The sequence below is a fragment of the Psychrosphaera sp. B3R10 genome (assembly GCF_018861025.1).
Taxonomy (GTDB): Bacteria; Pseudomonadota; Gammaproteobacteria; order Enterobacterales; family Alteromonadaceae; genus Psychrosphaera; species Psychrosphaera algicola.
The window spans coordinates 304,022-319,089 of record NZ_JAHKQH010000026.1 but is presented as its reverse complement, the minus strand read 5'-3'; the positions used below and the strand labels follow the sequence as shown (position 1 = coordinate 319,089).

General features: G+C 42.3%; 10 protein-coding genes. 5 read left to right on the top strand and 5 right to left on the bottom strand.

The genetic code is table 11. From position 1 onward, the window contains the following. Window positions 1-69: 69 nt before the first annotated feature. Both KO525_RS10755 and KO525_RS10750 read right to left on the bottom strand, forming a co-directional pair. Window positions 70-1,311, bottom strand: a complete 1,242-nt coding sequence (locus tag KO525_RS10755; protein ID WP_215963805.1) for a RimK family alpha-L-glutamate ligase — start codon at window positions 1,309-1,311, stop codon at window positions 70-72. Continuing rightward, the gene (locus tag KO525_RS10750) at window positions 1,289-2,281 is read right to left on the bottom strand and encodes a RimK family alpha-L-glutamate ligase (protein WP_252736681.1); all 993 of its coding nucleotides are present in this window, start codon (window positions 2,279-2,281) and stop codon (window positions 1,289-1,291) included. The genes KO525_RS10755 and KO525_RS10750 overlap by 23 nt, the downstream gene beginning before the upstream one ends. A gap of 245 nt (window positions 2,282-2,526) precedes the next feature. On the opposite strand from KO525_RS10750, the gene KO525_RS10745 reads away from it, so the two are divergent. From KO525_RS10745 to KO525_RS10730, 4 genes are all read left to right on the top strand, one after another. Then, on the top strand, window positions 2,527-3,630 hold the full coding sequence (locus KO525_RS10745; RefSeq protein ID WP_252736682.1) for a M20 family metallopeptidase: 1,104 nt from the start codon (window positions 2,527-2,529) through the stop codon (window positions 3,628-3,630). A 184-nt stretch (window positions 3,631-3,814) separates the two neighbouring features. Further along, entirely contained in the window at window positions 3,815-6,346 is a 2,532-nt protein-coding gene (locus tag KO525_RS10740) for a YHYH protein (protein ID WP_252736683.1), read from the top strand. Window positions 6,347-6,600: 254 nt separating this feature from the next. Then, window positions 6,601-7,788, top strand: coding sequence for a hypothetical protein (locus KO525_RS10735; protein WP_215963803.1), 1,188 nt, complete (start codon window positions 6,601-6,603; stop codon window positions 7,786-7,788). Window positions 7,789-7,904: 116 nt separating this feature from the next. Continuing rightward, window positions 7,905-8,423 (top strand): YgjV family protein, encoded by a 519-nt coding sequence (locus KO525_RS10730; RefSeq protein ID WP_215963802.1) that lies wholly within the window; start codon window positions 7,905-7,907, stop codon window positions 8,421-8,423. A gap of 18 nt (window positions 8,424-8,441) precedes the next feature. On the opposite strand, the gene KO525_RS10725 is transcribed toward KO525_RS10730, so the two are convergent. After that, window positions 8,442-10,286 carry a glycoside hydrolase family 3 protein gene (locus KO525_RS10725; RefSeq protein ID WP_215963801.1) on the bottom strand — a complete coding sequence of 615 codons (1,845 nt, stop codon included), beginning with the start codon at window positions 10,284-10,286 and terminating at the stop codon, window positions 8,442-8,444. Window positions 10,287-10,730: 444 nt separating this feature from the next. Then, window positions 10,731-10,895 (bottom strand): hypothetical protein, encoded by a 165-nt coding sequence (locus KO525_RS10720; RefSeq protein ID WP_215963800.1) that lies wholly within the window; start codon window positions 10,893-10,895, stop codon window positions 10,731-10,733. A gap of 42 nt (window positions 10,896-10,937) precedes the next feature. Here KO525_RS10720 and KO525_RS10715 point away from each other — a divergent pair, with 42 nt between their 5' ends. Continuing rightward, window positions 10,938-14,114: a di-heme oxidoredictase family protein gene (locus tag KO525_RS10715; protein ID WP_215963799.1), complete on the top strand. Its 3,177-nt coding sequence runs from the start codon at window positions 10,938-10,940 to the stop codon at window positions 14,112-14,114. 233 nt (window positions 14,115-14,347) lie between these two features. Here KO525_RS10715 and KO525_RS10710 read toward each other — a convergent pair whose 3' ends face one another. Then, a complete protein-coding gene (locus KO525_RS10710; RefSeq protein ID WP_215963798.1) occupies window positions 14,348-14,941 on the bottom strand; it encodes a dihydrofolate reductase family protein in 594 nt (197 codons plus the stop codon). Window positions 14,942-15,068 lie beyond the last annotated feature (127 nt).

Here is a 15,068-nt window from a genome sequence, read left to right as displayed (position 1 = left end):
GGCCTATTGTCCGGTATTTAAAAAGCCTAAATTATCAAATTTAGGCTTGTTGTGTTTACCTTTTTCTATTTAATTTAAAGGTGACTCGTTTGTTTCATCGGACGCTGGTATCTCACCGTCACTTGCTGCCGCTTTGTCTATAGCTATATCTGCAGGTGCTTCCGTAATGTCTTTTGCTTTAGGTGCTGAGTGAGGCACATTAGCCGCAGATTTATCACTGTTTTGGCGACGAACATAATTGTCCTGTCGGTTCCATTTTTCGCTTGGCCACTCTTCGTTAGACATGTCTTCATCAAGTGCCACGATAGGGTAATTATCTTCACTGATCTTAGAAAATGTTTCACCGCTATCACAACTTGGAAAAACGTGTTTGCCAAAGGTAATATATCGCATAGTTCGCAGTAACGATGGGCTAATTTTACCCAGTTCTTCCCAGTTATATAACGGGATGTGAGGAAGTCTAAATTGACCGTCTGAAATATTCCACATGATGTATTGGCCAATCCAATCGCGAATGTATGGGAATGCTGCAAATGCCGTTGCGCATTCTAATATTCTCAATTTTCCGTCTATACCGACGGCAATATCGCATGCCCAATATTCCGCATTTGCGGCTTTAGACACCTTAACAGCTAAATCTAATACTTCGGTTGGAACATCTTGGTAGTCCATGCTACCGCCTTGGCTGGTATTTGTAAGCCAGTCGCCTTCAGGCGGTCTACGCCAAAACGCACAAACTGGCTTGTGTCCAATTAACATCACGCGGATGTCGGCACTCATAGGCACAAAGTCTTGGACATAAACAGGGTAGTATTTTTTCTGGGCTAAAAGATCTTTAGCTTCTTTATAGCTATCCGCTTTGTGAACAAAATAACCGCCGTAATTAGATGGACCATAGGATTTTTTAATTATTTTTGGGTACGTCGTTGTTTTTAAAAATGTGTCAGCATCAGCCAATTCGTAAAATATATTGGTTGGTGGGATAGGGATTTGATACTTTTCGCAAAAATGCGTTACATTTTCCTTCGACTTATTGCTGAATTGAGTGTCGAGTGACGGCAAAAACCGGACATTTGGTAGAGCCCGAGAGATCTCCCGGAAAGTTTCATAAGCTGTGGCAGGAATATTACCAACCAAGATTCCAATTTTTTTTCGTTTAATTTCATCAATCAATCGGTTTTTATCGTTGCCCCAATGGTAAACCACAGTTTCGATTTTATCAGGCCAACCTTTAAAGTTGGATTTGTCAAAAAAACGCATAACGTGATCAAGATAAAGTAGGCCGAGTTTAGGCAGTGTGTTTTTGCTCATAAATACTGTCTTCTATTCGTTCGAGTAATGGGAGGGGTTGCGGTTGAATAAATACGGTGCGCTCGATGAGTTCAGCAATGGTATCTATTTTTTTCGTATTAAAATCAATCCCTAGTTTTTCTTGTTCAGGTGTTGCGAAGGCTGGAATGCCATTAACTTCTAGAACAACATATTCTTCTGCATCTAAATCGTAGAGCAGGTCAACGCCGGCGATTTCTAGGCCAGTGACTTTTGCAGCTTGTATTGCAAGTTCAATAACCTCGTCGGATGGTTGTCGAGTGATGACACTGCCGCCACTTGTGACATTTGTTTTCCAGCTGTCTGTAGGGGCTTTTCTGCCGTAACAACCGATGTATTTGCCATCGACAATATCTACTCGATAGTCAGATTTGTCGTAATTGATGTATTTTTCAAGATAGAAGTGAGGCACATCTAAGCGGTTTAGAAAAGGAACGAGTACGTCTAAGGAACGTTCATCTTCAATTTTAACTATGCCTGTTCCACCCCAACCGTCGGTAGGTTTATAAACCACTCTGCCATTCCATTCTCTAACGGTATCTCGCAGTCCTGAAATATCTTCGCGGTTAAATACTCGATATTCTGGACAACGAATGTTGGCTTGGTTGAGTGCGTAGGTGGTAAGAAACTTGTCTTCACTTAATGAAAACGATTCGAAGTTGTTGATTGTTGGGACGAGTTTATTTATCGCTTGGTATAAATACAATTGATAAGGAGTTTGTGCGCCAGCGTTGTAAGAAAAAAATAAATCCAGCTCCTCCATCGTTACGCCGTTACAAATAATCTCTCCGTTTTGAGCGGAAGCGCGTGCTAAATCCAAGCCTGTTATCACATTTATCCCGCGTTTAGCGAGTTGCATAATAAGCCGGTTTTGGATCTCATCCCCGCCACTATTTTGGTACATCCACATCCCTATAGTAGGGCCATTTTTTGCAATTAACTTGTTACCCATATAGACCTCTAAAGCTCTCAAATATGATGTATAGAACGTTAAATTCATACCCTACGTCAGTTATAAAACAGCAATATTAATGCCATATGATTTCACTGGTTCAGTAATTGCAGAGTTCAGTAAATGGCCTGTTCAACAGTGTAGATAAATTCTTTGTGTTGGTGAGTCAATAAATTGCCCAAAGGCATTCTACATAGCGTCAACGAAGACTTTCACGGAATTAGATTAAGTTTGGAATGAAAAATATGATTAACTTTGCCGAATTAAAATCGATTATTAATTTAAATTCGTACACCAAAAATAAGCAGGGTGTAGATCAAAATGGTGCAATATTTCGCACTTGGATGGAGCAATTGGGATTCCATACTGAAACTTTTCAACGAGAAGAAATAGGGGATCATTTATTATTTTGCAGTTTACATAATTCTAGTTTTCCTAGGGTCCTGTTGTTAGGTCATTTAGATACGGTTTTTCCGCCGAATACGTTCGAAGGATTTAAGGAAGATGCGGATTGGGTTTACGGGCCAGGCGTGTGTGATATGAAGGGCGGCAATATAGTCGCATTAGAATCCCTCAAGCGATTGGAGCGCACACAAGGCGGCTTATCTAATATTGACATGTTGTTAGTTAGCGACGAAGAAAGTGGCAGTGATGATAGTAAACACTTGAGTTCTGAATTAGCCAAAAATTACGATATTTGTTTGGTGTTTGAAGCGGCAGGGAAAGATCACGAAGTTGTTGTTGGCCGTAAAGGTGTTGGCACATTTACGATTTCATTGGTGGGTAAAGCGGCACATGCAGGTAATCACTATGCAACGGGATGTAATGCTAATCTTGCAGCGGCGCATATGGTGATTGCACTTACCGCGCTTACCAGGCTCGAAGCTGGTAGCACAGTTAATGCAGGTAAAATATCAGGTGGAATTGGTGCCAATACTATTTCACCTAAAGCCTCAATTGTAGTTGAACTGAGATATACACAAACACTTGAACGTGATCGATTATTAAAAGGCCTAAATGACATTGTTGCTACAACTTTTGTTGAAGGGGTAAGTGCCGAACTTGAGGGCGGTATCCAGCGAGATGTAATGCAACCGTCGGCAAAACAGGCTGATTTACTCCAACATATTGAAGCGCTTTTGGGTTACCCATTAAAAACAGAAAAACGTGGTGGTGTTAGTGACGCAAATATTGTTTCTGCAGCAGGGGTTGCGACTCTAGACGGGTTTGGGCCATTTGGCGATGGTGACCATACGATACACGAACGGGCAAGCAAACTAAGTTTTGAAAGACGAATAGACGAAGTTTCTAAAATATTGCTCGCTTATAACTGCTTTGGCAAAACGTGATAGTGAAAAGCGAGTAAGGCAAGAAAAAGAAAAAGAAAAAGAAAAAGGAAAAGGAATTCTAAATTAAACGAAAATTTTGGTTACCTTAATTTTCGATAATTTATCGTGTTTTTTATTTTGATCCTCACTTTTTGCACATTTGTACGTTAGAATTTTGATCATAGTTATTAATTATGGTCATAAGATGTTGATATTAAATTTAAAAACGCCATGTTGCGCAGAATTATTTAGTACATTACCAAGGCTTAAATCAGCGGCATTGTCCAAGTTTTTGGGTTTGGTTTGCCTTAGTTTATTGTTGTTTGGCTGTGGTAGCGACTCTTCAGAACCTGACGTTGAAGTGCCTGTTGAAGTTACAAATAGCGCGGTAACTGGAACTGTCACAATTCATGGTAGCTTAGACGTTGGTGAGGCATTATCAATCACACAGACCTTGACCGATGGCAATGGTTTGGGGGATTTTAGCTATCAATGGATGCGCAACGGCAATGACATTATTGGTGCAACCAATTCGACCTATACCTTAGTTCAAGAAGATGTAGGGTTTACCCTATCTGTGGTCATCACATTTGTTGATGGGGATGGATTTAATGAAACAGCGACAAGTGCAGGTCGCCTATTTAATGATCCCCAAGCGTCCAATGACAAGCCCAATATTTTATTGATTATTTCTGACGATCAGGGCATCGACGCCTCTGCGCAATACCCGTATTCAAATGATGCCCCCGTTACACCAACATTAAACTCGCTTGCGCAATCTGGGATCGTTTTTGAAAATGTTTGGGCAACACCGGCTTGCACGACCACTCGCGGCTCAATTATCACCGGGCAACATGGTGTTAACAGTGGCATAACATACGTACCGGCAAAATTGGACTCCAGTTCTACAACATTACAGTCGTATATTAAGACGCTTTCCGGCGGCTCAGTGTATCAAACTGCGGTTTTTGGTAAGTGGCATTTAGGTGGTGGTAACCCAGATGACACTCATCCGAATGACAGTGGTGTAGATCATTTTGCGGGTAATATTAGTAATTTAACCGATTATTATAATTGGTCTTTAACCGAAAATGGCGAAACCACGCAATCGTCTCTATACCATACGACGCAAATTACCGACCTAGCGATTGATTGGATTGCCCAGCAAAATGGCAATAATACGCCTTGGTTTACCTGGTTGGCGTATTCAGCACCCCATACGCCACTGCATTTACCGCCTAGCGATTTACATCAACGTACAACATTAACCGGCACCGATAATGATATTAATTCAAAACCACGGGAATATTTTTTAGCCGCAATTGAAGCAATGGACAGTGAAATTGGCCGATTGCTCAACTCAATGTCGCAAGCCGATTTAGACAATACATTGGTGATTTTCATTGGTGATAATGGCACAAGTGCCAAAGTACTCGACAATTCGGTATTTAGTCGCTCGAACAATAAAGGGTCGCTAGGTGAAGGGGGCGTTCGTGTCCCTATGGTGGCTTCTGGTAAAGGCGTGACAAGACAAAATGTCCGCGAAGCAGCTTTAATCAACTCAACCGATCTGTTTGCAACCATAAGCAGTGTTGTTAAAGGCGATGTGATCCAGTATCAAAATAGCTATAGCGTATCAGAGTTGTTTACCTCGGAGGACGCAGGTCTTCGCAGCTACAATTATACCGAGTATGAAAGCGATAATGTGACTGGTTGGGCGGTTAGAAATGATGAATACAAACTGGTTGAATTAGCCGATGGAACGCAATCTTTATTTCATGTTGTTAACGACTTAGATGAGAACAATGATCTAATAAACGATAGCCAATATGCGTCGATAGTTACTGAATTGGCACAATACGCGGCTGTAATACGGGGAGAACAATCTGCAGGTCCTATCGACATTACTGATATGATCCTCACCTCCCGCAGTGGCAATTGCGTCGACTATGTTGAAAGTTACGAATCGACTGTTTTAGACGTAAATAACTCAACTGTATTTAATGGCGATTTAGAGATATCAGTTGTAGGGGACAAGTGCCTGTTTGCCACTAACATGATCCCAAATCACGACTTTAACGATGGCGTCAATGCTTTTCCAAATCAGGTCAGTGCTCAGGACGAAACGTTTGAGATAACAACATCGCCGAGCCACGCGGCTACGATAACCGACCTAACGCTGATGATGGATAATGCGTTAATGTTAAACGGCGTTAAGGTCGACTTGATTGCGGCAGCTTGCTACAACGTTGGTAACGAAAAAATTGGTTGTAATGACATGTCGACCCCATGGCGTTTTGACCCGGTATATATCCCCAACGGATTCCGCGTCGACAGTCATAACGCGCATACTCAGCCGGACGGCAGCTACCATTATCATGGTAACCCTAATGCCTTATTCTGGGATGGCGACGACACTGTGGTATCGCCGGTGATTGGGTTTGCAGCCGATGGATATCCAATATTCGGGAGCTACTTTGACGACAACGGCGTTATTCGTAAAGCGCAATCGAGCTTTAAACTCAAAGCGGGCAGTCGTCCAAGCGATGCCAGTAGCCCTGGTGGCACCTATGATGGTACTTATCGTGATGATTATGAATATACAGCGGGGGCAGGGGATTTAGACGAATGTAATGGGATGACAGTCGACGGAGTTTACGGTTATTTTGTTACCGATGGTTATCCTTATGTCATGAGTTGTTTTAAAGGTACGCCTGATCCTTCATTTTATAAATAAAATTAACGTTATCGGCAGTCTTTGATTGTCGTTAACGTTCACGTAAAGATGAAGGGGCCGTATAACAAGTGACGTTATTTGACGTAAATTAGCTGCTAAATATTGAAAATTACCATTCTATTTCATCGTTTTCGCAGTAATAGAAACATGGGCCCGTTGGTAGGTTCATTTTTATCACTGTCAAATTAGTCGGTTTTTGCGTATGATACTGGGTCATTTGTTCAAATTATCGTTACATAGGCGCGAAGTATTTAATGCGAAAATTGCTCTCATCTCCAGTCCAAATGGGTCTTTCGGAAGCCGAAAACACTCTATATCAAAACATATTAAAATATGCCGCTGAGCTTAGCCTCAACCTAATGGCAGTTAAAGTTGAAGATCGACCTGAAAATTTTTTGGCGTGGTGCGAAGAATTGTATCGTTTATGTCGTGATGGCATCAACTACGATTTGATGGAGCCTGCACAACTCGTTCCTCTTAAAAAAATGCAGGACTTGTTAATTAAAGGCATTAGCATCGGTCGCATCAAGATGTTACGAATCGCGTCATGGCCTGTATTTGCTGAATTTATTAAAAAGCAAAATGCAGACGTATTAGCCGAAAAACTGCGTTTACTTGATTTTGTAAAACCATTGGCTGGAAAGCCCCTTGGTGAATTAACTAGCTTAGACTTATTAACCATTCTTGGTAAACATACACAGGATCACGATCCTAGCGTTTATCAATTTGACGTTGAATGGTTTGGCGCGACTAAAGGCGCTAAAACATTCCAGTTGTTGTTAAGTGAGCAAACTGAAAAATTTGATCAAGCATTGGAATTTATTCCACTTGAAGGACCTGTAACAAAAGCTGATTTCGACAAGTTTGTGGCAAGCTACAGTGCAATTTTTCATTCGTACACTGAAGATAAAGCCAATGGCGAAAAAGCGCCATTGGTTCCAGCAACTCGTTTGCTAGGTATGCGTCGTCCAGATCAATTTGTTGTGTTAACCGCACCTAAGATTGACGTATATTGCCAAGGTTTGGCTGTTTCTAAATTTAATGGTTTTGACTTTGATGGCTACTGGCAAGATCTTGTAGAGACGGTTCACAATGCTTCATGGTGGCGTCAAGCAGAGCCAGAAGATGAACTTGAAAAACAAATTTGGAACGCTCGTGCTGTATTAACAGATATGTATTTGTTTGCTGACGATAATATCGCAGAGCAATCAAACTACGTTAAGTTAAAACTTAAAATTGAAGCTCGCATGAGTAAAGTGGCTGCCGGGGGCGCACCTCGTCGTCGCAGTAAAGAAAGTGCTGAGTCATTAGTTGACAGACGTTTGGCTGAAGACGACATTCCTGAGTACCTTCACGGCAAACGAGATTCGTTAGTTCATGAAGTGAAAAACGGAAAGTCTGTAGACCAAGCTATTAAACTTTTCCGCGCTATATTTGGCTAGTCTCCTTTAAGGGTCACGTCGTTGTTCGTTATGCCATAGCATATGCCTGAACAGCGGGTGACCTTATATTCCTCTTACGTTACCATTACGCCTTTCTATTCTTTGTTGGATCCCACATGTTTGGTGCAGATATTATTGATATCGCTCAGCTCTTCGGCTTATTGAGCTTTGTCATTGGGACCTATACTTTCTCGCAAAAAAACGACCAAAAATTAAAGTTCAGTTTGGGCTGTTTGTTTTTGTGTCAGACCTTACATTTTTATTTATTAGGCTCGACAAACGGCGCTATTGCTAATGGCATCAGTTTTATTCGAACGGTTATTTCCATTAAGTTTCATGGCAAATATTTGGGGTGGATTTTTCTAGCGCTAAATATTCTGTGGGGTGTGCCAATGGTTGAAAGCGCAGTGGATGTTTTGCCAATAATTGCGGCTTGTTGTGGTACGTTTGCTATCTTCTTTTTGCAGGGAATAAAAATGCGTTTGGCCTTTATGACAGGCGCTGTATGCTGGATTGTCAATAATGTTATCGTAGGCAGTATTGGCGGTGTTATGTTGGAGTCTATGGTTCTGATCACTAATTTAATTACGATAATAAGACTCAAGTTTGCGACCAAATTGCCAGTGGCCCCTTAGTTTTAATATTACGAACGACTAAACTCGCAATTGTTGTTCGCTTGTACCACTGGCGTTCGTGGCGGCACTGATATGTAGCTCGGGACAGGGCCAGCTATCATTGAGTTGAGTCGGCCAGCTAAAATTAAGCACGCCGCTAAATGGCACTTTACCAAAGATGACATCTGCGACCCCTTGGCCCTCTGAACCCGGCAGCCACCCAACGATAAAGCCGTCTGATAATGCGAGTTCTTGATCCACATTGAGAGGGCGTCCCGAAATTAAGATGGTAATAACCGGGATCCCTTTGGCTTTTATTGCTTTGATAACAGCAATATCTTCAGGGTGCAGTTCGGCCAATGTGATCGTTTCGCCATAAGGTTTTATGACGTTAAATTTACCCTCAATATTAGATACATAATCACCAACAGCATGCTGCTCGTCTCTAATGTCGCCAAGTCCTTCGGCGTAGGGTTTTTCGCCAATAACCACAATGGCTAAGTCGTGTTCTAACGGATCGGCAGCGTCGGCAAGGGGCTCAAAGGTGATCTGCGCATTTGGTGAAATCGCTTGGATCCCTTGCCAAATACTGGTGGCATTGTCTAACTCTTTGTTTCCGCTAAACCCTTGCCAGTTTATGGTAAATCCGCCACATTGATGTCCAATGTTATGCGCATTTTTGCCGGCTACTAAAATACGTGATGCAGGGTTGATGGGCAGAACATCGTCTTCCCCTTTTATTTTTATCAGAGATTGTTGTACGGCACGTCTTGCTAAGTCCCGGTGCTGTTTGCAACCTATAACATTTTGTTTTACCAAACGATTCTCTGACGGCATTGGCGCGTCAAATAGACCCGCTGCAATTTTAACCGAAAGAATGCGCCGTACAGCATCGTCTATTCGAGTCATTGAAATGGAGCCAAACTCAATGTGGTGGTGCATATATTCAATAAACAGTAACCAGTTTTGAGGCATCATAAACATATCTATGCCAGAGTTCACGCCCTGTGCAACGGCTTGATAAAAGTCTTCACTTAAAAAGTCGATGCCCTCCATATCGGATAAAATAAAACCATCAAAGCCCATTTTAAGCTTTAATAAACGCGTTAGTAATTCGTGATTTGCGTGGCACTTCACGCCATTCCAACTGCTAAACGACGCCATAATCGTTAAAACGTTGGCGTCCACAGCGGCATAATAAGGCGCAATGTGTTGCTCATGTAATTCATATTCGGTTAACCGAGTGTCACCTTGGTCAACCCCAAACATAGTACCACCATCACCGACAAAGTGTTTTGCACAGGCAATTACAGCTTCAGGTTGGTCGATGTTTTGTGTTTGATAACCAATCACCAAGGACTCGGTTAGACTTGTTACGTATTGTGTTTGGTCTGAAAAACTTTCGTAAGTGCGGCCCCAGCGCGTATCTTTTGCTACAGCGAGATTAGGGCCAAACACCCAATTTACACCTGTTGCTTTAAGTTCTAACGCGGTTGCGCGGCAAATTTGAGCGATAAGTTCTGGCGATTGTGTTGCACCAAGGCCGATTTGATGTGGAAAAATGGTAGCGCCTTTAAAGTTTCCGTGGCCATGGATTGCGTCAACACCGTATAAAATCGGGATCCCCGAGTTATTTGGCTGCTGCGAAATAGAGGCGCGCCAATATTCGTCTACCATATCGAGCCAGGCTTGTTGGGAATTGTCACCGGGGTAAGAACCCGCAGCACTTAAAACTGATCCAATATGGTATTTTTTGACATCATCAACACCACAGGTACTTCGTTCAACTTGGGTCATTTGACCTATTTTCTGGGCAAGAGACATACTAGCCAGCAACGAATTTGCACGTTGAAGGATATTGTCGTTTAAAAATGTTGAAGGCATTTACACTTACTCCGCCACAATGAAAATAATGAACCAAAACATTAATAAAGCCCTGAACGAGGCATTAATATTAGTGAGGCAATTGGTTTGACTCACTGTACTTACTATTTAATTACAAAAGAATAACTGCAAAAATTGCATGGTTATTGAAATTAATCGAAATTAAATAGTTATAACAACAAACAGTAAGCCACTGAGAATTCAATATTCCGATATGCCGTCAGTGATGATCTTTAACTGATTTCTATACGGCCGGATGCATCGGAATAAATAATATTAGGTTGAACCGATAATTGTACTAGCCAAATAAGTTAAAGCGGACTCATGGCAAGTTGATGTGGAATTTGTGTGTGCTTCATACTGGAACAGTTGTTTTTCCATGGTGAAGTGGCAGACGGTGGCTGTTCTTTTGCGAGACCACTTGGTCGTAGCCCTATGCCCTTTTCATCGCTTTTCACTTGTCGATGAAAATTCAAGCAGTACTGTAGAAACATGTAATCGCATCACAATGTTGGTTTGAACATCATTGATTTCAACATCATTGATTTCAACATCATTAGTTTCAACATCAGTTGCGAGCATTAATAGAGTTCCCACAACTAAGCGCATCTATTTTCCCGGTAGATGCGCTTTTTTTAAATGGATATTTTCATGTCAAAAATAATAAAAATAAATAATCGTTCAGCAAACGCACTCGTTTGGTTTGTATTACTTTCAACATTATCAATATTACCAGGATGCAGTGAAACCGAGTCAGACAAACCTACCGATATTGAAAATCCAATCGAGGATGACAATTCAACGGATGATGGCAATTCTACTGACGGTGAAACGGATGAAGGCGAAACCGACGGCGGTGAGGGCGAAACGAATGAAGATGACGATAAAACGGACGATGACTCTGGCGATGAGGAAGGACAAATTGAGATTGAGCTACCTTATACCATCGAAGCAGAAGATTATGTTGCGTTTACCGATTCTGACTCGATAAATGAAGGCGGTGCTTTAAATACAGACGGTGTCGATATTGAAGCCACAAATGATTCCGGAGGGGGTTACAACATTGGCTGGACCCAAGTTGGCGAAACGTTGTCGTATTCCATTTCATTACCAAAGGGCGATTATGAACTGCAAAGCCGAGTGGCATCAGAAGTCGGTGGTGGTGCCTTTTCCGTCACTATCAATAATCAACTTATAGGGACTGACCAAGTTAGCCCAACCGGCGGTTGGCAAACATTTGAAGATCATATTGTTGGTGGGTTTCAAATTGCAGAAGGCGGTGAATTTAGTCTTGTATTAACGGTGACGGGGGCAAATTTCAACCTTAATTGGCTAAAAGTGGACTCGATTATTGATACCGATGCCGATGGCATTAAAGACAGTGGCGACCTATGTCCGACAACTCCAGCGAATATGAGTGTCAATAAAGATGGGTGTCCTGATAGTGATGCCGATGGCATATTTGATAATTATGACCAGTGTGCTGACACAGAAGCCGATACCCAAGTGGACTACCACGGGTGCGAGCTAGTTTCACCATTACTCGAAGTCGCTGAAGCCAGTTTATTGTTAGTGGGTGGTCAGGACTCAAGTAAACCGAATTACACTCTTTATGTGTTTGATGCAGACATTGGTCAATCAACAAGTCAGTGTAACGACCAATGTGCGGTTAATTGGCCGCCATTATTGGCTGAAGATAATGCAGCAAATGGGGTAGCTGGACTAGGATTGATCACACGTAACGACGCAACACAGCAAGTGACATTTGAAGGCAAACCTTTGTATTTTTACATTGGCGACCAAGCTGAATCAGATAAGAAAGGAGACGATGTCCCAGGCTGGCATAGTGTTTCCGTCGGGCAAGTGGGCGACCTAACAGCGTTATACAATGTGGGAACAGTGCAAGAACCCGCAATCCATTACGTTTTTGAAGACAAAGTTATTACTAAATTAGCAGACCGTGGACGTGACAGACACGCCAAAGAAGATCAGTTCCAGCAATACGACCACTATTTATCGCATTATTGGACACACCGTACTGCACGATTTAAATTTACCGATAATGTTGCCTCAGGCGGTAATAAAATCTTAGTGGAATGGGTATCAGAGTGGAAGTTACAGGCACTCGAATTTCGCGCTTGGTACTCGGGTATGAATACCGTTGCGCAATATCATGGCAATTATGAACCAGATGTTGTTGAACATGGTAAAGGCACTTATGACAACGAAATGGAAAAAATAAGTGATGAGGGCGACCAATATAAATATTCTTTAGAAATTAATGAATATCGTAATTTACATGGTAGTCGTGAGTCATTAGCCGTTGGCCAATATATGGAGATTGAGGTGAGTCAGTTTTTAGATGGCGTACCTGAAGGACGAACAAACTATTATGGCACGACCTATTTATATCAAGTTGGAACGGGCGGCATGGTGCCGTGGAAAACGGTCGGGGACTTTGATGATAAAAGCTCTGAGCGCGAAAATTCCCATCCAATCGACCAGGCAGCTTGGTTGGGGGGCAAAACCACGTTGCCGTATCAATATACCAATGAACCGAACGATCACTATATGCAGATGGCAACAAATTTGTCATCGGTTAATGGCCAACCATTTGTCTTAGGGCGTCGAGTGCACCACACCTCATTTGTTGACGGTTCTCATGATGAAGACCCTGCCAATGGCACGTTCAATGCGCTTAAAGACTTATCAAATACAAGGATGGTGAATCATAGTTGCGCAAGCTGTCATGAACGAAATGGCCGTGCAGCACCAGCTGAAATTGGCGAGTCGTTGACGAAGTGGGTTTTTAAAGTGGCGACTGCCGATGGCGAAACTCACCCGACATTAGGCAATGTTTTACAACCAGATACTTTGGCCGATTTTGATTCAGAAGGACAAGTGGTTATCGCCAATTGGTTAGAAGAAGACGGTCTTCGCCAACCGCAATACCAGTTTACTGGCGTTCGCCCGGATAAATTTTCTGCTCGTATTGCCCCACCTTTGATTGGACTCGGTTTATTAGAAGCAATTGGAGAGCAAGCCATCATTGCACTTGAAGATGTTGACGACAAAGTTGCACCGTTTGGGATATCAGGTAGAGCGCAAAAAGTAATAGATCCGGTAACTGGCGACACGCGATTAGGTCGATTTGGTTGGAAGGCTGCGACATCGAGTGTTAAGCATCAAGTTGCGGCCGCACTAAATACCGACATAGGGGTAAAAACCACGGTATTACCTGTGCTCGACTGTGGTTCAGAACAAAACGCTAAACATCAATGTGATAAAGGTTCTGCGACTTTAGACGATGAACACCTAGACAACCTTGTAAAATATATTTCGTTATTAGGGGTTCGAGCGCAGCGCGATATCGACCAAACAAATGTAATTAATGGTAAGGCTTTGTTTAGTCAAATCGGGTGTGCCGATTGCCATACTCCGACTTTCACCACTGTAGAATATCACCCACTGGTTGAGTTGGCTGGCCAAACAATCCACCCTTATAGCGACATGCTGTTGCATGATATGGGACCCGGACTTGCGGACAATTTGGGCGAAGGACTCGCGTCTGGTGCGGAGTGGCGTACAACCCCACTTTGGGGAATAGGATTATCTGCCTGTGTCACCGGCGGAGTTGTTAATCTTATTGGCGGTCAAGGAAATGAAGTCTGTACGCCGGTACACAGTTATTTGCACGATGGCAGAGCTCGTACATTAGAAGAAGCCATTTTGTGGCATGGTGGTGAAAGTGAGGCTTCTAAAGAACAGTATGAGCAACTATCCGAAGACGAAAAGTCTGCCGTGCTGGCATTTTTAAAGAGCCTTTGATATTTGTTTAACCATTTGCAAGCGGTATCTCCATCACATTAATTGAAAGTTGGGGGTAACGGGTAGTGCTTAGATTCCAAAAAACCAACCGAGTTAGGTTGGTTTTTTATTTGAAATACCACTGAAGCACTTAATTGTTAAAGCCTTCTAAAACAGACAATAAATAAGCCCGTGTACGGACATCTCGATTATGTGTGCGGCGCTTTAAATTTGGTCTAGGTCTAACTTTAACTTTATTCTGAACTTGTGTCAGGCACTGATCTGTCCAAGGTATATCGAACCGCGACAATGCCGCACGGGTATGCTTTTGAGTGTTCGAGTTTGAGTTTTTGCGGCTGCTGACATTCACTAAAAATGGCAATACCTTTGCCATTGATTGTTGGGTTAATAAAAAGATTAAACTCGTCGATAAGTTCATTGGTAATTAATGACGCTACAAACGCTCCGCCGCCATAAACAATAATATCCTGACCTTCTTGTTGTTTTAATTTGTTTATTTCTTGAACCAAATCGCCATTGGCGAGTGTAGTGTTCGGCCAGTCAGACTTCGTTAATGTTTTACTCACAACAATTTTATGGGTATTCACAAACTTTTGACCTGCGGAATGTTCAGGGTGGTTTTTATCATCCGCCACTTTAGTCCAGTGAGGGATAAATCCCTGGGCCAAATTTTTACCCAGCAAAATAGTATCTACCGACTCTGTTAAGTCTGCAACCGCTTGTTTTAGCTCGTCATCCCAGTCCCATACCATCCAATCCATTTCACCGTTGGTGCCGGCAACAAAGCCATCTAAGGTCATTTGCATTTGTAGCTTTAGTTTTCTCATGATTGCCCTGAAATTTGATTTTAAAATAAACGTATTATGTAAAACATTGAAAGTGAAGTGTTGCTCATCGTTCCCGTTATTTGTTGATATTGCAGACTAAAGCGTGAACTTCAACGGTTTGAACTAA

What these genes read in the sequence shown, in the direction of transcription:
- KO525_RS10720 (WP_215963800.1), bottom strand. Translation starts at nt 10,895, where the DNA reads ATGCGCTTAGTTGTGGGAACTCTATTAATGCTCGCAACTGATGTTGAA.
- KO525_RS10715 (WP_215963799.1), top strand. Translation starts at nt 10,938, where the DNA reads ATGTCAAAAATAATAAAAATAAATAATCGTTCAGCAAACGCACTCGTT.
- KO525_RS10755 (WP_215963805.1), bottom strand. Translation starts at nt 1,311, where the DNA reads ATGAGCAAAAACACACTGCCTAAACTCGGCCTACTTTATCTTGATCAC.
- KO525_RS10710 (WP_215963798.1), bottom strand. Translation starts at nt 14,941, where the DNA reads ATGAGAAAACTAAAGCTACAAATGCAAATGACCTTAGATGGCTTTGTT.
- KO525_RS10725 (WP_215963801.1), bottom strand. Translation starts at nt 10,286, where the DNA reads ATGCCTTCAACATTTTTAAACGACAATATCCTTCAACGTGCAAATTCG.
- KO525_RS10735 (WP_215963803.1), top strand. Translation starts at nt 6,601, where the DNA reads ATGCGAAAATTGCTCTCATCTCCAGTCCAAATGGGTCTTTCGGAAGCC.
- KO525_RS10745 (WP_252736682.1), top strand. Translation starts at nt 2,527, where the DNA reads ATGATTAACTTTGCCGAATTAAAATCGATTATTAATTTAAATTCGTAC.
- KO525_RS10740 (WP_252736683.1), top strand. Translation starts at nt 3,815, where the DNA reads ATGTTGATATTAAATTTAAAAACGCCATGTTGCGCAGAATTATTTAGT.
- KO525_RS10750 (WP_252736681.1), bottom strand. Translation starts at nt 2,281, where the DNA reads ATGGGTAACAAGTTAATTGCAAAAAATGGCCCTACTATAGGGATGTGG.
- KO525_RS10730 (WP_215963802.1), top strand. Translation starts at nt 7,905, where the DNA reads ATGTTTGGTGCAGATATTATTGATATCGCTCAGCTCTTCGGCTTATTG.